18 protein-coding genes are annotated in these 22,492 nt (G+C 69.2%); 7 read left to right on the top strand and 11 right to left on the bottom strand.

Going from position 1 to position 22,492, the window contains the following annotated elements; genetic code table 11:
- The 4 genes from QIY60_RS31955 to QIY60_RS31940 are packed head-to-tail and all read right to left on the bottom strand — an operon-like array spanning window position 1 to window position 4,108.
- Window positions 1-456 carry a phage tail protein gene (locus QIY60_RS31955; protein WP_283145642.1) on the bottom strand — a complete coding sequence of 152 codons (456 nt, stop codon included), beginning with the start codon at window positions 454-456 and terminating at the stop codon, window positions 1-3.
- Between the two features lie 22 nt (window positions 457-478).
- Window positions 479-2,743, bottom strand: a complete 2,265-nt coding sequence (locus QIY60_RS31950; RefSeq protein ID WP_283145641.1) for a phage tail sheath C-terminal domain-containing protein — start codon at window positions 2,741-2,743, stop codon at window positions 479-481.
- A gap of 10 nt (window positions 2,744-2,753) precedes the next feature.
- On the bottom strand, window positions 2,754-3,482 hold the full coding sequence (locus QIY60_RS31945; RefSeq protein ID WP_283145640.1) for a carboxypeptidase-like regulatory domain-containing protein: 729 nt from the start codon (window positions 3,480-3,482) through the stop codon (window positions 2,754-2,756).
- Window positions 3,479-4,108, bottom strand: coding sequence for a DUF4255 domain-containing protein (locus tag QIY60_RS31940; RefSeq protein WP_283145639.1), 630 nt, complete (start codon window positions 4,106-4,108; stop codon window positions 3,479-3,481). Before QIY60_RS31940 ends, QIY60_RS31945 begins: the two co-directional genes overlap by 4 nt.
- A 136-nt stretch (window positions 4,109-4,244) precedes the next feature.
- Here QIY60_RS31940 and QIY60_RS31935 point away from each other — a divergent pair, with 136 nt between their 5' ends.
- Together QIY60_RS31935 and QIY60_RS31930 are read left to right on the top strand one after the other, a co-directional pair.
- On the top strand, window positions 4,245-4,442 hold the full coding sequence (locus QIY60_RS31935; protein WP_283145638.1) for a hypothetical protein: 198 nt from the start codon (window positions 4,245-4,247) through the stop codon (window positions 4,440-4,442).
- 203 nt (window positions 4,443-4,645) lie between these two features.
- Complete coding sequence (locus QIY60_RS31930; RefSeq protein ID WP_283145637.1) at window positions 4,646-5,356, top strand: BTAD domain-containing putative transcriptional regulator; 711 nt, start codon at window positions 4,646-4,648, stop codon at window positions 5,354-5,356.
- On the opposite strand, the gene QIY60_RS31925 is transcribed toward QIY60_RS31930, so the two are convergent.
- The 3 genes from QIY60_RS31925 to QIY60_RS31915 all read right to left on the bottom strand — a co-directional run bounded on the left by QIY60_RS31925 (window position 5,277) and on the right by QIY60_RS31915 (window position 8,972).
- The gene (locus tag QIY60_RS31925) at window positions 5,277-5,942 is read right to left on the bottom strand and encodes a transposase (RefSeq protein ID WP_283145636.1); all 666 of its coding nucleotides are present in this window, start codon (window positions 5,940-5,942) and stop codon (window positions 5,277-5,279) included. The genes QIY60_RS31930 and QIY60_RS31925 overlap by 80 nt on opposite strands.
- Window positions 5,943-6,329: 387 nt before the next feature.
- Window positions 6,330-6,935 (bottom strand): hypothetical protein, encoded by a 606-nt coding sequence (locus tag QIY60_RS31920; RefSeq protein ID WP_283145635.1) that lies wholly within the window; start codon window positions 6,933-6,935, stop codon window positions 6,330-6,332.
- A 1,779-nt stretch (window positions 6,936-8,714) separates the two neighbouring features.
- Window positions 8,715-8,972, bottom strand: a complete 258-nt coding sequence (locus tag QIY60_RS31915; RefSeq protein ID WP_349253975.1) for a hypothetical protein — start codon at window positions 8,970-8,972, stop codon at window positions 8,715-8,717.
- A 74-nt stretch (window positions 8,973-9,046) separates the two neighbouring features.
- On the opposite strand from QIY60_RS31915, the gene QIY60_RS31910 reads away from it, so the two are divergent.
- Window positions 9,047-10,537, top strand: coding sequence for a carboxylesterase family protein (locus tag QIY60_RS31910; RefSeq protein WP_283145634.1), 1,491 nt, complete (start codon window positions 9,047-9,049; stop codon window positions 10,535-10,537).
- Window positions 10,538-11,238: 701 nt separating this feature from the next.
- Window positions 11,239-11,520: a hypothetical protein gene (locus QIY60_RS31905; protein ID WP_283145633.1), complete on the top strand. Its 282-nt coding sequence runs from the start codon at window positions 11,239-11,241 to the stop codon at window positions 11,518-11,520.
- A gap of 127 nt (window positions 11,521-11,647) precedes the next feature.
- Here the strand turns inward: QIY60_RS31905 and QIY60_RS31900 are convergent, their stop codons facing one another.
- Window positions 11,648-12,106 carry a hypothetical protein gene (locus QIY60_RS31900; protein ID WP_283145632.1) on the bottom strand — a complete coding sequence of 153 codons (459 nt, stop codon included), beginning with the start codon at window positions 12,104-12,106 and terminating at the stop codon, window positions 11,648-11,650.
- 140 nt (window positions 12,107-12,246) lie between these two features.
- Here QIY60_RS31900 and QIY60_RS31895 point away from each other — a divergent pair, with 140 nt between their 5' ends.
- Entirely contained in the window at window positions 12,247-13,041 is a 795-nt protein-coding gene (locus QIY60_RS31895) for a helix-turn-helix transcriptional regulator (protein ID WP_283145631.1), read from the top strand.
- Between the two features lie 30 nt (window positions 13,042-13,071).
- On the opposite strand, the gene QIY60_RS31890 is transcribed toward QIY60_RS31895, so the two are convergent.
- Window positions 13,072-13,392: a hypothetical protein gene (locus tag QIY60_RS31890; protein WP_283145630.1), complete on the bottom strand. Its 321-nt coding sequence runs from the start codon at window positions 13,390-13,392 to the stop codon at window positions 13,072-13,074.
- 99 nt (window positions 13,393-13,491) lie between these two features.
- Between QIY60_RS31890 and QIY60_RS31885 the strand changes: the two genes are divergently transcribed.
- Window positions 13,492-14,433, top strand: a complete 942-nt coding sequence (locus QIY60_RS31885) for a LysR family transcriptional regulator (RefSeq protein ID WP_283145629.1) — start codon at window positions 13,492-13,494, stop codon at window positions 14,431-14,433.
- Between the two features lie 1,254 nt (window positions 14,434-15,687).
- Here QIY60_RS31885 and QIY60_RS31880 read toward each other — a convergent pair.
- A complete protein-coding gene (locus tag QIY60_RS31880; protein ID WP_283145628.1) occupies window positions 15,688-17,061 on the bottom strand; it encodes an RNA polymerase sigma factor in 1,374 nt (457 codons plus the stop codon).
- A gap of 200 nt (window positions 17,062-17,261) precedes the next feature.
- Here QIY60_RS31880 and QIY60_RS31875 point away from each other — a divergent pair, with 200 nt between their 5' ends.
- Entirely contained in the window at window positions 17,262-17,609 is a 348-nt protein-coding gene (locus QIY60_RS31875; RefSeq protein WP_283145627.1) for a hypothetical protein, read from the top strand.
- 570 nt (window positions 17,610-18,179) lie between these two features.
- On the opposite strand, the gene QIY60_RS31870 is transcribed toward QIY60_RS31875, so the two are convergent.
- Window positions 18,180-22,292, bottom strand: coding sequence for a GDSL-type esterase/lipase family protein (locus tag QIY60_RS31870; protein WP_283145626.1), 4,113 nt, complete (start codon window positions 22,290-22,292; stop codon window positions 18,180-18,182).
- Between the last annotated feature and the right edge of the window lie 200 nt (window positions 22,293-22,492).

Below are 22,492 nucleotides of genomic sequence, written 5' to 3'. Positions count from 1 at the left end.
TCAGGCGTCGATCTCCAGCTTCTCGACCGCGAGGACGAGTGTCTCCATCGCGATCTCGTTCTTGGTGGCGCTGAGCGTCGGGCCGGTGTACTTGGTCGGCCAGCCGCGGTCGAAGTTCCAGCGCATGGCCTCCTGGCGGTTTTCGTCGAGGAGCACGATCGAGCCGGAGGTGCGCCGCACCTTGCCGTTGAGTGCCTCGACCACCCAGTTCCAGAAGCCGACATGGCCGGTGATGCCGCGCTTGAAGGTGAGGTTGGTGTACTTCTTCAGGCCCGGGATCTTGCGGACGGTGATGTCCTCGCTCCCGTTGCGGTACTCGATCGGCGGGATCTCCAGCTCTAGGCCGCTGGCCTCGGTGAAGGACCCGCTCACCGCGACGCCGTCGTCGCTGACGTTGGTCACGATGATCTGGAAGTTATATGACGCGTAGGGGTCGTCCCTGGTCACGGGCGGCATGGTGGCCTCTCAGTCGGGGTGCTCAGGCGAGCTGGGTCTCGCGGGTCTTCTGCTGAATCCGGAAGATGACGAACTCGGCCGGGAAGACCGGCGCGACGCCGATGACGCAGATGAGCCGGCCGTTGGCCAGGTCGTCCTCGGTCATCGTGGTGCGGTCGCAGGCGACGAAGAACGCCTCGTCGGCGGTGGTGCCGGCGAGCGCGCCGCTGCGCCAGACCGTGGTGAGGAAGTTGCTGACCGTCTGGCGCACCAGCGCCCACAGGGCCTCGTCGTTGGGCTCGAAGACCACCCACTGGGTGCCCTCGTCGATCGACTCCTCCAGGAAGAGGAAGAGCCGCCGCACGTTGACGTACTTCCACGAGCTGTCCGAGGACAGCGTGCGCGCGCCCCACACCCGTTGGCCCAGGCCGGGGAAGAACCGCAGCGCGTTGATCCCCTTGGGGTTGAGCAGGTCCTGGTGGCGCTTGGTGACGTCCTGGGCGATGCCGTCGGTCTGCCGGATGCCCCGGATGACCACGTTGGCCGGTGCCTTGTGCACGCCCCGGTCCACGTCCACGCGGGCGTAGATGCCCGCCAGGTGGCCCGACGGCGGCACTTCGACGTCGCGGCCGCTCGCCGGGTCGCGGGTGACCAGCCACGGGTAGTAGAGCGCCGCGTACTTGGTGTCGAACGTCTCGCGGAACGTCCGGATGCCCTCGATGTCGAGCCCGTCCTGCGGGTCGAGGATGGCGAACCGGTCCTTGAGGGTTTCGCAGTGGGTGACGAGGGACGACTCGACGGTTCCCGACCACATGCCGGGCGCCGCGCAGACGGCCACCTCGTCGATGTCCTCCAGCGCGACGATCCCGGTGCGCCGGCCGCTGCCGCCGTCGGTACCGACGAAGTCGGCGACGCTCAGGCTGTCGTACGCGTCGGTGCCGGGGTCCAGCGTCAGCCAGGAGCCGCTCTCGGGCACCGGGAACTTGGCGGGTTCGGCGGACAGGCCGGGCAGGGCGGTGGCCCGGACCAGCTGCGACCGGCTCGCCAGGGCGGTGACCAGGCTCGACGGGGTGTCGCCGGACAGCCGCAGGTTGCCGAAGGTCTCGGTCACCGTGGCCCCGCCCGGGTCGGTGAACCGGGTGCTGACCTGGGCCTCGATCAGCTGGATGCGGTCGGTCTCGAAGAACCCCTCCGTCGTGGTGATGTCCCGGTCGAAGGTGACGACGTCCCCGGCGATCGCGTCGACCTTCGCGGCGATCAGGTTCTTGCCGTCGTCGAGTTGGACGACCGCGCCCTTGTAGAGCCGGGTCACTCCGCCGATCCGCAGCTTGCGCACCGGTGTCGTGGTGTTGCCCCGGCGTACCCGGCGCACCAGGAGTCCGGTCTCCCACCGCGCGTGCCGGGTGCCTGCCGGGAAGGTCAGCGTGACCTTCCCGGCCGCGGGCTCGCCCACCTGGACCTGGAACCGCTGGGAGTCGATCTCCACCCACGCCTGGGTGTTGGGGGCGATCCCGGGCCTGGCGGCGACATCGACGGTTCCGCTGTCCGCGGCCGCGTTCGCGGCCAGCTGCGTGATGAACAGCTCCCCCTCCTGCGGGTCGGGCAGCACCGGCAGGCTCGCGCCGACCATCGGCTGGACCCGGACCTGGACGCCCCCGCCCCACGTGCCGGGGCTCACCGCGTCGAACTTCAGGGTCTGCTCGGGGCCGCGCTGCTCGACCTGGACGTAGTCGCCGCGCGCCGCCCGGACCTCGGCGGGCAGGGCGTCGTGCAGGGTGATCCGGGCGGCGCTCGCGTCGTAGGCGTCGACCACGGTGGTGTGGATGGTCTGCTGGTCGTCGCCCCGGTAGATCTTGACCTGCTGCCCGACCCCGCCGAAGCCGATCAGGTGGCCGAGCTCCAGGCCCTTCGCGCCCTTCGCGGCATCACCGGTTACGGGGCTCACCAGGCCGTTGCGCAGCGTGCCGGACGCCGGACGCGCCCCCGCGCTGGCGACCCGCTTGACGTACAGCCGCTGCCCGCCGTTGTCGAAGAAGCCCTTGACCGCCAGCGGGAACAGCCACCAACGGCCGCCCTCCCTGGGGTCGTCGGCCCAGCGGTCCCGGATGCCCGGCTCCGGCTCGGGCAGGAAGCCGCCGAAGGTGGTCTGGAACTCCAGGAAGTTGGTGACGAGTTTGGGTTTTCCGGTGTACGGGCCGCGAGCGGTGACCCCGACCATGCCGGCCGTGCTCGTGCTCACCCCCGCGATCGGCCGCGGCCCCGCATCGATCTCCTCGATGTATACCCCGGGGCTCAGATACTCCGCCATGGACGGCTCCTCAACTCTGCTCGCGGATCTCGATGACGTGCGGCCCGGCGTCCCCTGGCAGCCGGATGACCAGCGCCCCGGACCGGCCCGGCCGTTCGGTGGCCTGCAGGCGGAACGTCTCCTCGACGGCGTTCTCGTCGGCCTTCTCGCCCGTCCACCGCAGAGCGAGCCGGAAGGCTCCCGAGGCGTCGGACAGGGTGCGTTCGTGCCACTCCGTGTCGCCCATCCGCCCCCTCGCCTCGACCAGCGCGTTCGCCACGGGCACAGGCACGGGCGAGGCGGCCGCGTCGCGCACGAAGCCGTGCACCGTGCGCAGGCCCGGCGGATAGGGGAAGGAGACGCTCGGCAGCAGCCGGACCAGCCGCGGGGCGGCCTCGACGGCCGGCGGATGGGTGTCGTCGTACGGGTGGACCAGGAACTCGATGCCGACGAGGTCCGCCGAGAACGGCTCGCCGTCGGCCGGGTAGAGCGGCTGGTACCCGGCAGCGGCGAAGCGGGCCCGATGGCGCTCCGGCCGGGCCGCCGAGGCGGCGCTCCGTCTGCCGAGGCCGGGGAAGGTGACGGCCGCGCTGGGCGTGCGCACCGGACGGTCGTCGAGGGGCAGCCAGCGCCCGTCGTCGAGCCGGTCGAGGCCGACTTCCACGCCCGCGGTGCGCACCCGCTGGGCGTAGTCGTCGAACGGCACGAACCAGGCCGGGCTGTAGAGCGTGGACCGTTCGAGCGGCAGGAAGGCGGTCATGGCCTCGCCGCCCCGTCGACGGTCCGGCTCCGCACCGGGCGCAGGGGCTGCGTGGCCACCGAGTCCAGGTTGACCACCCGGACCTCGTAGTTCAGCGAGAGCCGGTAGGGCTTCTGGATCGCGTACCAGACCCAGGACTTCTGGTCGAGGGTCAGCGGCGTCAGGGTGAGGTGGAGCGAGTCGGTGCTCGCCGCCAGACTGCCGGACAGCTGGGTGCCGTCCAGGATCGCGTCGTCGTAGAAGGTCTGCAGGGCTCGGCCGAGCATCTGGTGCTGGGTCTCCTGGTCACCGCCCCAAGGGGTGATCAGATACCGCAGCAGCAGCGCCATCGGCGGCTTGCGGACGGTGGGCGGGTCGGGAGGCCGGGAGTTCACCGGCGGCCGGTTGCGCGAGGTGGGGTCCTCTGCGATCTCGTAGAGGAACACGGTGAGTTTGGGAGGTGGCGTCTGCACCGTGTCGGAGAGGTCGTTCAGCTCCGCGATCGGCGGTTCCACCTGGTTCAGGTCGCGCAGGGCCTGGGTCAGGGACCGCACGATGACCTTCGAGACATCGGCGATCACGCCGAAGTCGCCCATTCGACGCCTCCCCTCGGCTCGGCCCGTCTTGACGGCATACACCGAGAGCATGGGGCCCATGGTGTGATCCAACCGCGTTTCACCCGTCACACCGGCGTCACCGGTACGTGAGCGCGGCGGGCGATGACGTCACCGCACACGAACCGGCGACGCCGAGGTGACATCGGTGAGGAATCCTTGGTTTCTCGTGAAGACCTCCTCAAAGCGGTCCGGTGTCCTGGTCCTCCGGGTGTGGGTGGAAGGCGGGAGGTCGGACGGCTTCCGCGCGCGCATCATCCAGACGGTCGACGGGCAGCAGGCTTCGCCCGCCGCGGCGGCCACGGTCTGCGACGTCCTCACGGCCGTGCGCACTTGGCTCGATGAGTTCCTTGACCCGGACGGGTGACGTTCTCGTGACGTTCCGGTGATTCTCTTTTGACGCCCTTCACGCTAAGTGTCGAACGTACGACCATGATTCTGCTCGTAACAGGGCTTCGAGGATCTGCGAGCCGCATCCAAGATCACCGAAGCGGACATCGTACGGGGGCGTCGATGAACGGACAATCACATGTAATTACCTTGAGACTAATCAAGGGCTTCGCTCTATCGGTGGACCATACACGCGTTCAGATTTGCTCCAGTGCCCAACGTCTCCTCGCATTCCTCGCCCTGCAGGACATGCCGCGCTCCCGGACGTACGTGGCCGGAATACTGTGGCCGGACGCCACCGCGGAACGCGCCAACGCCAACCTCAGATCGTCCCTTTGGCGCGCCACACGCACCGGCCACCGCATCATCGACGTCTCCACCCAGGAACTGGCCATCGCCAAGCACATCGCCGTCGACCTGCACGAGGCCGTGGCGCGCGCCCACCGGCTGCTCGACACCTCACGCCCCTGCGACGACATCCTCACCACCCAGACCCGGGCGGATTTATCCGCCGATCTGCTGCCGGAATGGTCGGAGAACGAGTGGATGCTGATCGAGCAGGAGCAATACCACCAACTCCGGCTCTACGCCTTGGAAGCGATGACCGAACGGCTGTCCGAGGCCCGGCGGCACGGTGAAGCCGTCGCCGCCGGGCTCGCCGCCGTCCGCGCAGAGCCGCTGCGGGAAAGCGCCCATCGCGTACTGATGGAGGCGCATTTGGCCGCCGGAAACAGAGGGGCGGCATTGCGCCAATTTGAACAGTGCCGACGTGTCCTGTTGGAGGAATTGGGACTGGAGCCGTCCGAATCCCTCAGACATCTCCTGCCTCCGCACACCGAGCGTAACGGGCGGCCACTGCCCCAGCCTTACGCCGCCTCCCTCGATAGCTGACCCGAGTGCTCCTCCCCCGCCACACCGGCACGGCCATCACCAGCGCACGCCGACGGCCGAGTCCGAATCGGCCGGAATCCCGGTCGACCTGGTCGAAGACGGGGAGCTTACGGCGGGCGGCGGGGTCGCGGGAGGCGACGTGCACCACGAAGCCCTTCTGGCCGTCGCTGCGTTTGACGATCAGAAGGACCAGGGCGAGCGCGGCCAGGCAGTGCTCGATCAGGCTGCCGGTGTAGCCGCCGTCGGCCCAGACCAGTTCCAGCCGGTGGTGCGTGTCGGCGACGTGCCGCAGCAGGACCTGGGCCGAGGCGCGGTCGCCGGTGTCCGCGGCGGTGACCACCACCGCGAGCAGCAGGCCGAGCGTGTCGACGACGACGTGCCGCTTGCGGCCGTTGACCAGTTCGCCGCCGTCGAAGCCGCGGCTGTCCGAGGCGGCGACGGCGTCCGCCTTGACGGACTGCGAGTCGATCACCGCGGCGCTCGGCTCCGCGGCGCGCCCCAGTTGCCCGCGGACCTGTCCGCGCAGCCGGTTGCGGAACTCCTTGACCAGGCCGTGGTCGCGCCAGCGGCGGAAGAACGCATACACCCGGTCCCACGGCGGAAATCCACTGGCATCGCCCGCCACTTGATGCCGTTGTCCACAAGGCACACGACGGGGCAGTCGAGTTGAACTCCACCGGCGCGAGCACGTAGAACTGTGGCAACAGGGTCTCCTGGGCCTCGGTTGGCTTCGCAACCCCGAGCTGCCAAGAGGCCCTGTCTTCATGCCCGCGACCAGCTGCGATCACCCGATCGAGACTCCCGTTCGACGCACACCACTCAAGATCGGAACGACAACAACCACTTGGACAAGCGTTTGGGTGCGGCTCTCCTCAAGGGACGGTGTCGTTGTGGTCATTGCCCGAGCTGGGACAGATGATCTGGGGTCGCCCCCCAGGCAAACCCCACGGCAGGGAAGTTCCGGCGGGAGTGCTCAGCCGTCCCAGACCCCGGGTCCGATGACATGAAGGCCGACCTGTGCCGCGAGCCACTCGGCGCGCTCGGCCTGGCCCGACCTGACGTGAACAAAGAGGGTGTGGTCATCGGCAGGGTCTTCCCTGTACAGGTCCGCACTGTTGACCGCGATCTGCACTTCGGCGTGCTTCGCATCCGGCGGCAGGTCCAATGCGGGCACGGCGGGCCAGGTGGTCCACCACCATTCCAAGGAGGCGGGGCCAACGCCCACGGCGGACAGGAACGCTTCCTCGTAGCCCTCAGGCGCATCACGGAACGGCATCTTCTCCACGGTCGCCTCCAACGGCAGCAGCCCTGCCAAACCGTCGGCGTCGGCGGGAAGGTCCAGACCCTCGACGACGCAGGTCCCCTCTTCGGCGGCCTCGACCGCGTCGAAATCCCGGATGTACCAGGCTCCGGGGACCGCAGCCCGCATACGCCGTACCTCATCGACGGTGGTCATCTTCGCGTACGCATAGATTTCGGTCTGGCTCAGATCCGCGATCCGAAGCAACCGCCGGGCCGCGTCCAGGGCCTGGATCAGATCCACCGTTCTCAACACTGGATAGGCAGTCGCATGGCTCATGCGGGCGGATTCTGTCACGGACCTCCGTCGCTGGACGGTCAACCAGGAAAATCTCAGCCCCTGAGAACACCACCGTGTCCATCAAACGCCGATCAGGACGGACACCCGCCGGAGCCAGATCAACCACCTCCCTCAGAACGAGCTGCGCCCCAAGCGTTTCAGCGCCTCACAGGCCCCTTGGCTGTATCGCCCGCCGAGGAGGACGGGGCTGCCTCGATGGACGAGCCCCCTGTGCCGGTCTTGTTTCGATGGCGGCCACCACCAACGAGGACGCCGTCCAGCACGCGCTCACCACCAACTAAGGCCGCGTGCACGCAGAACTGAACACCACCGAGGGTCCTCAGCGGAACCTCCACCCCACCGGCCATCCGTGCCGATGTCGGCTCCTTGCCCGCTTCTCCGCTCTCCTGGCCTTTGGCCCGGCCCCGGAGTCCCTTTCCACGGCCCGCCTCAGCTCTCGCCAGTCCCGGCCCCGTTCGCATACCCCGTACACCCACCACCTCGAGGGCAACCAAACCACGGCATCAGGAACGTGCGATGGGCCCTGCCACGACCGGCCGGCGTGGAGTGGGCTCGTACGCGGTTCACACCGTGCGCGGTGATGCGTGCGAGGGGAGGATACGGGGCCATGAGTACCACTAGCCCGATGCTGAACCAGCGCGCGGCCGCCGCGTGCGGCGTCAGCCGTACGACCATCCGCCGACGCCGTGAGGAAGCGAGCTGGTCAAGGCGCGACACGGCCAGCAGCTCGCGGAACGGGAAGCACAGGCCCTACGCCAGCAGTTGGCCATCCGGCAGGAACAGCTGGAACAGCGCCAGGAGCACGTGGCCGACCTCCAACAGACCCTGGCGGCACTGATGCCCGCCCCTCGAGCGCATTGAGGCGACTGCAGCAACCCGCCCTGGTCGGTGCTCCGTACGGTGCGAGCTGAGGCACGGACGCCTTGTGGTCGGGGCCCATGGCCGCCCGGCCAAGGCTGATCGTACGCCGCACGCACACTTCGCACACGGACCAGCTCGGTTAGGTACGGATCCTCTTTCGTGCCCGACGGAATCACCCCGCCGCCAGTGCGGAAGCACTGAAGCCCATCTTTGAACCTCGTTGATCTCGTACAACGCGCGACGGTGGAGGACTCGGGTACGCACGAACCCTCTGACCCCAGTGGCCCGGCAGAGGGCCTCCGACGGCGACTGCCTACCCTCCAGCCGCGCCTTCAGCGTCCGCTCGCTCGCCTCGCTCAGGGCGACTTGTTCGACCGCAGGCGAACCACGGCGGACGCCTCGCCGGGAGGGGCGTCGGCGAGGCGCAGCTCAGTCTGACAGCCCCCGAACCGTCGCGAGCCTGGACGGACCGAGATGACCGGGACCCGACGGGGCTTCCCCGCCTGGGGCCCATCGCGTACCGCCCGAGACCTGCGGCACCCGATGCACGGGATCCGGATTCCTGGAGGTGGCCTGCCACAACGCCCCGGGCGGAGCGTGGCTTCAACTGGGGGCGACGGCTTCGTTGCCCTGCTTGACGGCAGCCAGAACGCGTTCGTGGTAGTACTCCAGGCCACCCTCGGCAACGGCTACCGGGCTGCCGGGCTGCCGGGCTGCCGGGCAGGACGTACCACTCCTCGGCGCCGGCGTACTGGACAGTGATAGCGGCCTGGTTTCCTTCGAGGCGGCTGATGCGGACGATGAGGTCGCCGGTGATGACGCCGGCCTCATCGGTCATCGCTCCACCCGGGCCGGCGGTGACCTCGTCCTCGCACACCGCCGGTTCCGGGGTCAGCATCAGTTCTCGCAGGTGTCGGGCATCTCGCCGAGCGCCGCCTTCTCCGCCTCGGTCACGTTCAGTTCGTAGACGTGCTTCACGTCGATCCACGTGCGGGAGTAGGTGCACCAGTACGACGTGAGCAGGGGCTTCCACAAATCCGGCGTCTGGTCCCCCTTGGACCGGTTCGAGGCGGCGGAGACCCCGATCAGCTGCGAGTGCACCAGATCGTTGGCGAACGCCTTTCGCCTGGATCTGATCCGAGTTCGCCTCGCCATGCGCGTACGTCTCCGTCATGCACAAGCCCCCCTCCGAAATGCCGTGCCGCAGGTGGCGTGGCAGGCTCGGCGCCATGACAGTGAACCCGGTTGTAGCGGTGGCGCAGGGGCGGGTGCGGGGCAGCGAGACGGACGGTGTCCTGGCCTTCCGGGGCATCCCGTACGCCGCGGCGCCGGTCGGGGTCCACCGGTTCACCGCGCCGGCGCCGGCGCCGGCCTGGGACGGGGTGCGCGACGCGCTCGCCTACGGGCCGACGGCGCCCGCGGCGCCGCTCGCGCCGTCTCTGAAGCAGCTGCTGGAGAGCCCGGCCATCGCGGGTGAGGAGTACCTCAACCTCAATGTGTGGACCCCGGCGGCCGGCGCGGGGCGGCGGCCGGTACTGGTGTGGATCCACGGCGGGGCGTTCGTCAACGGCAGCGGCGCGGTCAGCCACTACGACGGGTCGAAGTTCGCCCGCGACGGCATCGTGTGCGTGACGATCAACTACCGGCTCGGCGCCGAAGGATTCCTGCTGGTCGACGGCGCTCCGGCCAACCGCGGGCTGCTCGACCAGATCGCGGCCCTGCAATGGGTGCGGGACAACATCGCGGCGTTCGGGGGCGACCCCGGCGCGGTGACGGTCGCCGGGGAGTCGGCCGGGGCGATGTCGGTGACGACACTGTTGTCGATGCCCGCCGCAGAGGGCTTGTTCCACCGCGCGATCACTCAGAGCGGCGCCGGCCACACCGTCCTGGCGGCGACAGCCGCGGCCAATGTGACCACGACGCTGGCCGAGCGGCTCGGCGTCAAGGCCACGGCGGAGGGTTTCGCGGCCGTGCCGCCCGTCGAGCTCGTGGCCGCCCAGCCCGCAGTCGCGGACGAGATCGCGGCGGAGCCGGACCCCACGGTCGGGGACGAACCCCTGCCCCAGATCCTCCCCTTCGCACCGGTGGTGGACGGCCAGATACTGACGGCCCGGCCCATCGACCGCCTCGGCGCCGGCGCCTCTGCCGGCATCGACGTACTGACCGGCACCAACGCCGACGAGATGGCCCTGTTCTCCGTCCCCAGCGGCGCCATCGACGCCGTCGGCGACCACGCGCTGGCGGCGAAGTTGGCGGCCCTGGGAGCCGATCCGGCCGTGATGCTCGCGGCCTACCGCCAGGCCCGGCCCGACGCCACACCGGGCGAACTACTGACCTCGGTGATGACCGACTGGTTCATGCGCGTCCCGGCGGTCCGGGTGGCCGAGGCCCGCCTGGCACACGGCGCCGACACCTACGTCTACCAGTTCGACTGGCCCTCCCCGAAGTTCGACGGCAGGCTCGGCGCCTGCCACACCCTGGAGATCGGGTTCGCCTTCGACCAGCTCGACACCCCCGGCTCGCAGGCGATGACCGGACCCAACCCACCGCAGACCGTCGCCGACGAAATGCACCGCGCCTGGGTCTCCTTCATCACCACCGGCGACCCCGGCTGGGCACCCTACGGCCACGACCGCACCGTCCGCCGACTCAACGAGCACAGCCAGACCGTCACCGACCCCGACGCCGCCCAACGCCGCACCTGGGACCGGATCCTCTGACGCGTAAATAGCAGCAGGTCAGGGTGGGTGTGGACAGGGCTTGGTGCCCGATGGCCCAGGTAACCGCGCTCGTTGACGAGCAGTTGCCGGGCGGTGACGGTGATCGATAGCCAGGACCAGCCGGCCGTCGTCGGATCGTCGCCGAAGCACGCCGCCGCGGCGTCACCCTGCACGCCCTGCTCGACATCGTGCACGTCGCAGAGTACGTCTGGACGGCCGCGCACAGTTTCCACCAGGCAGGCACCCCGCCAGCCGAAGCCGACCTCGCCGACGCCCTCGATCAGTTGATGCGCCGTGCCCGCGCCGGACAGGCAACGGCCCAGAGCAGCGCCTCCTCACCCGCACACCCCCACCACCACCGCACCCCGGACCCGGGGCCAGGAACAGGAAGGCGACACGGTCGTGGCGGGCAACGAAGAGGACAGCCTCGACGACCCACCGTCCTGGAACGGGCGGCCCCGCGGTGGAGGCAGAAGGAGGCGGGCAGGCAGAACACAGCACGGGTGTGAGAAGGCATCGACGACCCGGGCGGCGCAGCATGGCCGGTGACCACCTGGCAGGGAGTGAGCCGCCAGGGCGCCGGGGTGAACGGCACCGGCGTTCCGGCAGATGGCGTAGAGACGTTCGCCACCACTCGCTGCCCTCCACACGCGGACGTAGCGTGATGAACGAGCTGCCTTCACGTGAATCGAGGAACCGAGATGGCTGTTTTGGTGCACAACCAGGGCGCGGACTGGAACCAGGAGCTCTACCAGGCAACCTTCGACCGGGTGATCCCGGACCGTACAAAGCCGCCTGCCGGGCTCATCGCCCACTTCGCGGCGCCTCTGGCGGCGGGTGGGTGGCAGGTCATCGACGTATGGGAGTCGGAAGACGCGTTCCGGCGCTTCATGGAAGAGTCGGTCTTCCCCGCGGCGAAGGAACTCGGAGCACCGCCGTTCGACACGAAGGTGGTCCAGCTGCACAACTCTCTGATCCCATAACTGGCGCCCACCCGCCTGCCGTTGTCGACACGGCAGTTGTCGCCGCCGCGGTGCGCGCGTACGGCAGCGGCTGGTGACCGGGCACCGGCCGCTCCACAGCCGCCCGCGTTCACCGATCGGCAGCACTTCACCTGGACATGGACATGGACGAGGCCGGGTACCTCGTGCTCCTGCGGTACCCGACGAACTCGGCCTCGGCGAAGACCGCGACGACCAGCGCGCCGACGAGCAGAAACGCGGTACCGGCCGCGGTGAGCGGTATGACGTCCGTGAACGGGAGGACGACGAGCGCCGCGCACGACAACGTGTTGCCGACGACGACGGCCGCGGCGAGGCGCGCGGGGATGCGCGGATAGCCCGCGATCAGGGCGAGCGCGGCGGCGCCGCCCAGCATGGCGATCCCGAACGGCACGGCCCAGGCGACGGGCAGCCCGAGCGGCCCGCTGAGCCACTTGGCCCCGGCCAGCAGGAAGACTCCGAAGGCGGCCGTGCTCCAGCTGTCGATACGGAGGGTGGTGCGCAGCAGGTCCGGGGCGGGGGCCGGGGCGGCCGCCGGGCCGGGAGGGGGCACGGTCGCGGTGCTCATACGGATCTCCTTGGGTCGAGGGCCGGTGCAGGAACCGATGTGGTGCCCGGCCGCCCCGACCGTGGCATCCCTCGGCCCCCGTACTCAATGACCTCCGAGGTCATGGCCCCGCTGACCGGCCCCTGGCTATGATCGTGATCATGGACACGTCGCGGCAGCAGTCACGGGTGGGGGCCCTGTTACGGGAGTGGCGTCAGCGCCGCAGGCTCAGCCAGCTCGAACTCGCCCTCCTGGCCGACACGTCCGCGCGCCATCTGTCCTGTGTGGAGACCGGCCGCGCCCGCCCGAGCCGGACGATGGTGCTGCGCCTGGCGGCCGCGCTGGACGTTCCGCTGCGCGAGCGCAACACGCTGCTGCTGGCCGCGGACTACGCGCCCGCGTACCGCGAGAGCAGCCTCGACGACGAGGAGATGGCCTCGGTCCGCTCCGCGCTGGAGATGATGCTGACCGCGCACGAGCCGTACCCGGCGGTGGTGGTCGACCGCTGCTGGAACGTGGTCACCGGCAACGCCGCCATGTCCCTCCTGATGGACGGCATACCCGAACACCTGCTGGCCCCACGCCCGAACGTGTTCCGGCTGACCCTGCACCCCGAGGGCCTGGCCCCGCGCCTCGCCAACCTCGCCGAGGTCCGCGCCCTGACCCTGGACCGGCTGCGCCACGAAGCCGCCACGACCGGCGACGCGGAGCTGCGCGCGCTGTACGAGGAGGTGAGCGCCTACCCGGCGCCCGCCGGGCCGCAGAGCGCCCCGCCGTCGCCTGCGGGTCCCGTCCAGGTCCCCCTGCGCCTGCGCACCCCGCTGGGCGAACTGTCGATGTTCAGCACGATGACGACGTTCGGCACTCCGGCCGACGTCACGCTCTCGGAGCTGGCGATCGAGCTGTTCTACCCGCTGGACGACTTCACGAGGGATGTGCTGCGGGGGACGGGGTGAGCGCCGGCCCATCGGGCCGAAGCCTTCGGGTCACGCGCTCAGGTGGGCGGCCAGGCTGAGGGCCAGACCGGCGATGCCGGTGGCCAGGCCGATGGCAGCCTGCTTCGTCCCCGTGCCGCCCAGGCGCCGGGCGTTGGCCAGACCGGTGGCCGCGAGGGCGATCGCGGGGACGGCGAGACTGCCGGTGACCTCGCGGACTGCCGGGAGGAGGCCGGCGGCGACGGCGATGACGCCGTAGGCGAGGGCGAGGGTGGCCAGGCCGTTCAAGGGCCGTCCGGCGGGCGGCGCCGTCCCCTGCTCGTCAAGCGGGGATGCGGAGGTGGAGGTGGAGGTGGAGCCGGGGGTGCTCATGGACTGGATCCTTTCGTCCCGTTCGTTCGCCCTCCACGGTAGGAACGCCGACGACATAGTTCAAAGACGAAATTTCACACAACCCCATAGAGTTCCTCTATGGCAGCCGCAACCCTCAGACAGCTCGAGTACCTCCTCGCCGTCGTCGACCACGGCTCCGTCACCGAGGCCGCCGCCCATCTGCGCGTCAGCCAGCCCACCCTCTCCCAGCAGCTCAAGTCCCTGGAGAGCGGCGTGGGCACCCTGCTCCTGGAGCGCACCCCGCGCGGCGTCCATCTCACCCCGGCCGGCCGTGCCTTCCTCCCCGGCGCCCGCCATGCCCTGGCCGGTGCGCAGCGCGCCACCGGCGCCGCCCGGGCCGTCGCCGGCATGACCCACGGCGAACTGCACCTCGCCTCCGTGCTGTCCGTGACGCTCGGCGTGCTCCCCTCCGTGCTCGCCGCCTGGCACCGGCACCACCCGCTCGTCGATGTGGTCCTGCACGAGTACGCGGACCTCGACGAGTTCGCCGACGCCATGGCCGACGCCACCGCCGACGTCGCGATCGGCCCCCTGCCGGACGGCTGGGCCGGGCCGCACCACCCCCTGGGGGCGGAGGAGATCGTCGCGATCGTGCCGCCCGGCGACCCGCTGCACCGCCGCCGCACGGTGCGCCTGGCCGAGCTGGCCGGGCGCCGCTGGGTCCAGTACGACTCCGCACACGGCCTGGCCGCGACCGTCGAACGCCTCTGCGCTCAGGCCGGGTTCACTCCCAGCGCCGCGATCCGCTCCCGCCAGACCGCCGCCGTTCCCCGGCTGGTGGCCGCGGGCCTAGGGGTCGCCGTGGTACCCGCCAACATCCTCACCCCCGACTTCCCCGGCACCATCCTGCGCCTCACGCCGCGCCGGCGCCGCCCGCTGGCGGTCTTCACCCGCCCCGCCCCGCACCCCCTCGTCGACGCGTTCCTCACCCTCGCCCGCGACAGCGCCCGCCTGCTCCCGCACCACCTCGCCGACCTGCTGGGACCACGCGCCGGTCAGCGTGGTACCTGGACGACTTGACGAGATGTCAGCGGATCGACGGCCTGCCCAACCGAGTTCACCCGACCGGAAAGGGTACGGGTGGGCGACCGTCCGGGGGCACGCACCGTGGCGGGCTGTACGCGATGGGTGCGGAGTCCATGAAGGGCAGGATCCCCACAACGCCACGCTTGCACGCAACCGTGCCAACGCCGTGCGGGACAACCGCACACGGCATCCCTGTGCCCGGGCTTTCCGTCACCAGGGGCCCGGGGCTCGCCTTTGACTGAACAGATTTCCCCATGCCACCATCGCGCAGCACCTCCAACTCGCGGGGCGCCATAAGCTGATCGAGCCCGGCAGCGGTGGCACACGCGGTGAACACTGACCCCGTCACGAACGGCAGCCTACGGACGCCCGAGAACGTCCCGGGACCGAACGCCGTAGCACTGTGTGGGAGTTGGGTGCGGCCCCGGCCGTACTGCGGTCCGTCACCGGCGTATGTTCACTGGATCGATGGATCTGCGGGCCAGATCTGTTTGTTCCTACGTGAGTCATGGAAGTCTGCCGAGCACGGAGCCATGAGGATTCCGTGAACCGCCCGCCGCACTATGCAGGGAGCCGGTCGTGAAAAGACTTCTCGCCGCCGCACTGGGCCTGGCAACGAGCTTGGCCGTCGTGTCCGCAGTCCCGAGCCACCCCGCGGAAGCAGCAGTTCAGGCAAGTTTCGAAATCCGCAACCAGTACAATGACAACTGCCTTGACGTTGCCGGTGCCAACACCGGGTCGGGCGCTGCCGTCCACATGTGGACGTGCAATGGTGGAGCCAACCAGCATTGGCACTAGGTAGGAGATCAGCTTCGTAGTGACCTCAACGACAAATGCCTGGATCTCGCCGGCACGAATCCCTACGACGGCGCAATGGTCGAACTGTGGGACTGCAATTTTCAGAACAATCAAATGTGGGGGTACAACAATCCCTACCTCTACAGCAAGCTGAACAGCAAGTACTTGCTTATGGTGAACAACGGCCTCGGCTCACCAGTGGTGACCCAAGGAATCCCCTTCCCCCCGGACAACAGGAACGTCAAGTGGGAGCTCAGGCCGGTATAAGCAACCACCCAGGAGCGTGCCTGGGTTCACGAGTCAGCGACGCCCCGAAATGATTACCAGGGCGTCGCTTCGGGGCGAAACGCGGGTGAAAGTGGGTGCGGCCCTGGCCGTACTGCGCCCCGCCGTCACGCGGGGACCGGGGCCTTGGCCACACACCCATTCCGGTACGGCTGGGCTCCCCGGTCACTCCTGTCCCTCACGGGCCGCCGGGTGGCGGATCACCAGGGGCTTGACTGGACAGACCCAGTTCATTGGCCGGCTCGGGTGCGACACTCGGCAGCGGTCATGAGGGTGGACTGGGCGGGGTCGAAGGGGGCGAGGCATACCGCCGTGCTCTGGGTCCAGCGTGACGGTGCAGGGGTCTGCCGCACTACCGGTCGCGGTGTCGCAGCCCACCCAGTTCAAGGGAAAGCTGCCTGGTGGGACGGTGGCCGTGAGGGTGACGCGGGTTCCGCTGGGAAAGGGTTGGTGACAGGTGCCCGTGCAGTTCAACCCGGCCGGTGAACTTGTCACGGTCAGGCTGTTGTCCACCACCCAGACGTTCAGGCTGGTGGTGCCGCCGAACGGTGTCTTGTTCTGCTGCTGTTTTTTGAGGTGCTCATAGCCAGCCAGCCCACCCACGATGAGTGCACCGACGGTCAGCACCGCCAGGATGCCGAGGATGGCATCGCGGATGCCGGTGAGGACACGGTTGAGCTGGGTGCGGGTGCGCTCCTTGATGTCGGCGTCGACGCGGTCCTGCATGACCGGGGTGACCAGGATGGGCACGAGCGCGGGGGTCAGCGGCTTGATCAGCCGGTCGCGCTGGGTTTTGCAGGTGGTGCAGTTGTCGCATCGTCGGCATGTGTCGAGGTGGCGTAGGATCCGGCGGCGCAGCTTGGGGGTGAAGTTGTCGCCGTGCCAGGCGGCCTGATCGAGGATGCGGGCCAGCATGGGGCAGTAGCGGCGGCCTTCCCGGGCCAGGACGAGTGCCCCGAATCCCTGATAGGCGAGGGTGATGATCTCACCGGTGCGGCGACTGGCTTCGGCTGGTTTGACGTGGAGGACGGTGCCGAGCTGTGTGCCGACCAGGCCTTGGCGCACGGTATAGCGGAAGAGCTGCTGCTTGGAGGTGAAGGTTGCGACCACGGCGTCCAGCAGTCGGTCGACCTCGACCTGCCGGGCCCTGCTGGCCTTCGCGTAGGCGTCCGCCTCGTCTTCGTCGTCCTCGTCTTCCGGGTATTCCGGCAGAGGCGCCTGCCGGCCCCGGCGCTTCCATTCCTGGCGGCACTGGTTGCGGGCGATACCCAGCAGCCAGCCGCGCAGGTTGTCCGGTTCCTTGAGGGTGGCGAGGCCGGTGAAGGCGTCGGTAAAGGTCTGCGCCGCGGCGTCGGCCGCCGAGTGCGGCTCTTGCAGGCGACCGCCGCAGTAGGCCAGGACCCGCCGGTGGTGCCGGGCGAAGACGGCGGCGAAGGCCGACTTGCGGTCGGCCATGGACTGGGCGTGCAGTGCCTCCTCGACCAACTCCCGATCGGGCAGGTCCTCCCAGCGCCGTTCACCGGACTGCTGATCGGTCATCGCCACGCTCCTGGTGCCCGCCCGGCGGTTGCCGGCCGCTTGCCGAAAAGAATCTTCGCGACTCGGGGGGAAAATTCCCGGTTCTGTTCCCCGCCCCTCCACACGGCCCCAAGCCCAAGGAGGGAACAGATGAACGACATCGGACCAAGGAGCCGGCCCTGCGCCAGCCGCGCCGGTGTCCCAGCGAGGTGGTACGCGTGATGGCCCGCGACACCAAGAGCCGCCTGGCCGTACTGATCGGCGGAAGCGCCGCAGGCACCCCCTTCGCCCTCGCAGCCGCCGCCCACGGAACGACCGGCCTGATCGCGGGCGCCACCGTCGTCGTGACCACCACGTTGATCGGGGCCGACGGCCTGTTCTGGCTCCTGACCCTGATGATGCTCAACCGCCAACAGCGCTGGGCATGGCGCAAGACCAACAAGGTAGCCGCCCCCGGTCCAGCGGCCGTGCAGGCCGCTGGACCGCCGGGAGGCGGTGCGGTCCTCGCAGACAGTGCTCACTCTGGCGTTGTAGTGGTTCTTCACGCCGTGGTGACTGTCTGTCACTGAAAGAGATGCAATGTTTACGACGAAAACGGTGCCGTGCGTGCTACGGAAAGCGTAGTCGTATGACGACAGTGAAGGGGTTGCCGAATCCCGTCCGACCGTGGGACCACCGCACCCACCCAACCAAGATCAATCCCGGCGCCACCCGCTGCTCGTTGTTCCCCAAGGACGAATGCACCCCCCGGGGAGATCGGCTACGACCGCGCCAGATGGACAACACCTCTGCTGCAGACGGCTGTTGGCGCCCCGTTCGGTTGACCAGCATGGACACAATCTCCGGTGGGCAGCACGCCCGCCAGCCCACTGGCGGGGTAACGATGGGGATGACGAGCCTGATGATGCCAGGCAGGACCGGGATGCGGGTGGTCATCCGGTCCACGCATGTGCGGTGTCACCGATGGCGGGCGTGCCATCGACGGCCCGGTGCCAAGGCACGTGCAGCGACGTGCCGACTCCGCACGACTGTCGCAGATCCCCGTGCACACCGCCGAATCCGAGCCGCAACGGAGCGCGCCCGCTCCCCGCGGACCGAAGTCCGCCGGAAACGGGCGTGCCGGGGCCGCGGGCCGCTGGTCAGGAGCGGTAGTCGCGCAGGAACAGTGAGCTGCTGGGGTCGGTACGGGAGGCGTTGACTCCATCGCCCCCGGTGTAGATGTTGCGCTCGTTGTCCGCCCAGTCCTGGACGGGAGCGCCTCCGGTCCTCAGATGCTGGAAGACGCTCGGGTCGGCGGCGGAGGAGCCGAACTGGAACACCCGGGAGGTGTCGGCGTACGGCCCGTAGACCTGATAGGGGCCTCCCGCGGCCAACTGCTTGGTCAGGGTGTTGTGGAAGAACACGTTCTGCGGGCCCGTGGAGCCGGACCAGCCGATGCCCTTGCTGCCCGCGGCCCAGTAGATGGGCCACCAGGTGCCGTTGTCGCCACCTGGGCCTTCGCCGCCGCAGTTGGTCTCGCACTGGCCGGAGGAGTGGTTGTAGGGCACGTGCACGGTGTTGTTCTCGAAGAGGTTGCGGTGCTCCCAGCCGCCGTGCAGGTTCAGGTCGGAGTCGAAGTCGTTGCCGATGGCGACGTTGCCCGATGCCGACCACTGGAAGGTGAAGTGCCGCAGGTTGCGGCTGGTGTTGAAGGCGTACAGCGAGTCCCAGACGCGGGACCCGCGCAGATAGCCGTTGCCGCCCTTGCCCTTGTTCCAGGAGCCGTCGAACACATTGCGCTCGACCTGGATGTTGCGGGCCACCTCGGTGACGACCGGGTGCGAGCCGACCATGTCCGCGCGCACGCCCCGCACCCAGGAGTCGGACGCCCACTTGAAGACGATGCCGTGCATGGCGTACTCGGGCGCCATGTTGCCGTAGTTGTGCACCGCTTGGGCCGGAGTGAGCTGATAGGTGCCGCCACGCAGCTTGGGCAGGCCGTTGAGGTCCTCGGTGAAGGAGAAGTCCTCGAAGCCCACGTCCGTGATCATCTTCAGCGGGGTGACCTTGCTGACGTAGGGCTTGCCGCCCACCCCCAGGGCCGGGGAGCCGTCGGAGGTGGAGTCGACCGGGACGTCGAACTCCAGGGGCTTGTCGATCGTGACGGCGTGCTGGGCGGCGTCCACCGAGGTGATGGTGAACACCTGCTGGCGCATGTGCAGGTTCTCCAGCCGGCCGTCGTCCGCCGCGGCTCCGGCGACCTGCTGGGTCTGGTAGAACTTCAGGCTGTTCGCCGCGCCCACCCACAGGTCGCCGCCCGGCTTGAAGACGTCCATCTTCGCCTTGGCGTTCAGCTGGATGACCCGGTCGCCCTGGTGTGCCGCGTAGTTGGCGTCGGCCGCGGACCCGGCCACGGCGACACCCGACTCCCAGTGCTGGTTGATCGAGCCCTCGAAGAGGTCACGCCGGTTCTCCGGGATCTTGGAGGGGAAGCCGCAGATCTTGGCGTACTTCTCGGCGGCCTCCCGGGTCTGGACGCGGAACAGTCCGCGTCCCGGCCAGATCCAGCCGCCCGAACCCACGTTGTTGCCCGTGGTGAACTCACACTTGTGGGTCATCGCGCCCTGGTCCCAGCGCTCGCCCTTCTCCGTCAACACGTCGTAGCGGGTGTTCGCGTCGGGGCGGAAGACGATCCGCGAGCCGTTCGCCGGGTCCGCACCCTGACCCCGGATGACCAGGTAGGAGGCGTCCACGGAGAGCTGCTTGCTGACGTCGAGGACGCCCTTGGGCAGCTCGATCACCGACAGTCTGCCCGGATTCGCGGACGGCGTGCAGGAGTTGCGGATCTGGTCGATGGCGGCCTGGATCCCCGCCGTGTCGTCCTGTCCGTCGTCCGCCTTCACCTTGAACTGCTGCTCCAGCGCGGACGGCGTGAGGTGGCAGGCGGGGTCCGCGTTGCGGGCAGCGGCTCCCGGCAGCTCCTCACCGGCGCGGTATCCCGCCCGGCTCCAGTCCGGCAGCCCGGCCACCGGAGCACGGCGGTTGCTCCGGCTCAGCACCGTACTGTTGTCCACCGTCCCGTCGATGTCGGCGGGCGCGGTGGACGGCTTGCCCACGCAGGACGAGAACACCGGGGTGTCACCGAGCTGCGCCGCGATCTTCGTCAGGCAGGCGGACAGGGCCCGCTGGCCGTAGTAGTTCGGGTGGATGGCCTCCTGCTGGTTGCCCTGGGCCTGCCACGGAAGGTCCTTGAGGCCGTCGACCACGTACGGCACCCAGCGCACCCACTCGGCGCGCTCGGCCGGAAGGGGGGCGGTCAGCTTCTCGCTCGAAGTGGCCTGCCGGGTCGTCCGGTTGCACAGTTCGTGCCCGGCGAACGCGTCCTGCAGGTCGAGAAAGGACACCCCGGCCTCGTTGGCAGCACCGCGCAGCATGGCACTGATCCTGGGCACCACCGAGGTGTGCGCCCAGTCGCTGTCCGCGTCCAGGAAGGGGCAGCCGCCGCTGAGGTACCGACTGTAGTTGGCCGGCGGGACGGGCGCGTTCTCGGGGTCGCGGAAGTTGCGGCCGATGGGGAGGGGGTTGGGGTAGGACTGCAGCACGATCTGGTACGAGTCGTCCTCCTGGCCCGCATCGCGCAGCGTCTTGCGGATCGCCTCGACCGACTGCACGACCTTGGCCCGCACCGGGCCGAGGCCGTCGGCGAACTGCTTCTCCTTCGCGCCGCGGCAGCCCTTGTTGAACAGGGAGGGGTAGAAGTACGCCTTGACGCAGTCCTGGAGGATGTCGGCGAACTTCAGGTCGTTGCCGCCGATCGACAGCACGACCATCCGTACGTCGTTGTTCTGCGCGATGTCACGCAGGTCGTCGACCTGCGGCCGCTGGCCCTTGAAGCCGGTCGTGGTGACGTTGTCCGTCGTCGCGCCGGAGCAGGCGATGTTGAACCGTCTCTCCGCCGGCACGCCGTCGACGTTCACGCCCCGAATCTCGGCGGAGTCGGAGCGGTCGCACGCGCTGCCGCCCTTGTCGTACGACGTGTCGCCGTAGACCTTGGTCAGGTCGTGGTCGCAGACGCTCTCCTCGCCGTTGCAGTTCACCGCGGCGCGGTCGGTGCCCCAGGCGGAGCCGGTCGCGGAGGCGGCGGCGTTGCCGGCCCACCGGCCGCCCTCACCGGAGACGTAGCTGTCGCCCATGGAGACGACCGCGGTCGGCGGTCCGCAGGCGTCCCCGGCGGCGGCGCGTGCGAGGCGCTGCGCCGTGCGGTTGTAGACCGTCTCCCAGCCGTACGGCCACGCGGTGTTGCAGAGTTTCTTGTCCACCGGGTTGAACTTCACGGGCCAGTGGTCGGAGGAACCCTGCTGCTCGCTGCGCGAGACGGCGAGGTTCTCCAACTGGTCACTGGCTATCATGTAGTCCAGCGCGTGGTGGGATTGTTGCGTGTCGACCGGTGTCCCGCCCGGAACGCCCTCCTCCGTCGCATAGAACGTGTTGGGAAACCTGACGCGGGTGGCGTCCGGGAGGCTGTTGAAGTCGCCCAGGGCCCGCCACCGCTTGCCCGCCATCTGCCGGGTGATCGTGTCGATCAGCGCGACGGTGTGCGGATTGGGCTTTGTGTCGGCGCGGATCGACGCCGCGTGGATGTTGAAGTACCAGGTGCCGCCGACCTCCACCCCGAACGCGGGGCGGGTCCTGATCCACTTGTTCTTCGGGTCCTCGGCGGGGAAGATCTTGACGCGGCCCTTGAGTGTGCCGATGTCGTCCGGCACGTCGCGCAGCCAGATCGCCATGGACTTCTGGGTGTTGCGGTCCCGGGGCGGTTTCTTGACGTCCTCCTGATCCTCCTGCTCGTCGGGGTCGGTACCGGGATCGGTGGGGGTGCTGGCCGGATCGGCGCCCCAGGCGGTCCTGTCCAGGATCTTCAGATAGAGCAGGACACCGCCCGGCCTCCGTGAGCCGTTTCCGCCCCACTTCTTCGCGTAGAGCCGGTACTTCAGGCTGGGATAGCCACTCGGGGTCTTCGCGGTGTCGTCGAGGTTCTCGGCGATCACCTGGGCATCGTCGGTGAACTTCGTGTCGGGAGGCGTCGTGGCCTCCTGCAGGGCCACGATGTCGGCGGTGGGGAGCAGGATCGACCTGACGTCCGACCAGGCGGTGCCACCCTGCATGTTGTACGTGATGGCGATCTTGTCGACCGTCTCGATCGCCTGTGCCGCCGCGGGGGCGAGCAGCGTGACGAGCGAGGCGAGCAGCGCCACGCAGAGGGTCTGGGCCACGGTGCGTGACCGCCCGAGGTCGCGTCTGCGCCGGGAGCGGTGCCCCGGCATACGTATGGACAACGTGCGCCTCTCTTCTCTGTCCGCGCCAGTCCACCACGCGGCCCGGAACCCCATGTCGGTTGCTGCGACGGGTTCTTGACGTGACGGCTGGGGCGTCAGTTCTCGATGTACCTGGGTGGGTGGGAGCGTTGAACGCG

The sequence above is a fragment of the Streptomyces sp. BPTC-684 genome, assembly GCF_030028635.1.
GTDB lineage: Bacteria > Actinomycetota > Actinomycetes > Streptomycetales > Streptomycetaceae > Streptomyces > Streptomyces noboritoensis.
This window is presented reverse-complemented; position numbering and strand designations above follow the sequence as displayed.

What these genes read in the sequence shown, in the direction of transcription:
- QIY60_RS31955 (WP_283145642.1), bottom strand. Translation starts at nt 456, where the DNA reads ATGCCGCCCGTGACCAGGGACGACCCCTACGCGTCATATAACTTCCAG.
- QIY60_RS31950 (WP_283145641.1), bottom strand. Translation starts at nt 2,743, where the DNA reads ATGGCGGAGTATCTGAGCCCCGGGGTATACATCGAGGAGATCGATGCG.
- QIY60_RS31945 (WP_283145640.1), bottom strand. Translation starts at nt 3,482, where the DNA reads ATGACCGCCTTCCTGCCGCTCGAACGGTCCACGCTCTACAGCCCGGCC.
- QIY60_RS31940 (WP_283145639.1), bottom strand. Translation starts at nt 4,108, where the DNA reads ATGCTCTCGGTGTATGCCGTCAAGACGGGCCGAGCCGAGGGGAGGCGT.
- QIY60_RS31920 (WP_283145635.1), bottom strand. Translation starts at nt 6,935, where the DNA reads ATGAGCCATGCGACTGCCTATCCAGTGTTGAGAACGGTGGATCTGATC.
- QIY60_RS31915 (WP_349253975.1), bottom strand. Translation starts at nt 8,972, where the DNA reads ATGGCGAGGCGAACTCGGATCAGATCCAGGCGAAAGGCGTTCGCCAAC.
- QIY60_RS31910 (WP_283145634.1), top strand. Translation starts at nt 9,047, where the DNA reads ATGACAGTGAACCCGGTTGTAGCGGTGGCGCAGGGGCGGGTGCGGGGC.
- QIY60_RS31905 (WP_283145633.1), top strand. Translation starts at nt 11,239, where the DNA reads ATGGCTGTTTTGGTGCACAACCAGGGCGCGGACTGGAACCAGGAGCTC.
- QIY60_RS31900 (WP_283145632.1), bottom strand. Translation starts at nt 12,106, where the DNA reads ATGAGCACCGCGACCGTGCCCCCTCCCGGCCCGGCGGCCGCCCCGGCC.
- QIY60_RS31895 (WP_283145631.1), top strand. Translation starts at nt 12,247, where the DNA reads ATGGACACGTCGCGGCAGCAGTCACGGGTGGGGGCCCTGTTACGGGAG.
- QIY60_RS31890 (WP_283145630.1), bottom strand. Translation starts at nt 13,392, where the DNA reads ATGAGCACCCCCGGCTCCACCTCCACCTCCACCTCCGCATCCCCGCTT.
- QIY60_RS31885 (WP_283145629.1), top strand. Translation starts at nt 13,492, where the DNA reads ATGGCAGCCGCAACCCTCAGACAGCTCGAGTACCTCCTCGCCGTCGTC.
- QIY60_RS31880 (WP_283145628.1), bottom strand. Translation starts at nt 17,061, where the DNA reads ATGACCGATCAGCAGTCCGGTGAACGGCGCTGGGAGGACCTGCCCGAT.
- QIY60_RS31875 (WP_283145627.1), top strand. Translation starts at nt 17,262, where the DNA reads ATGGCCCGCGACACCAAGAGCCGCCTGGCCGTACTGATCGGCGGAAGC.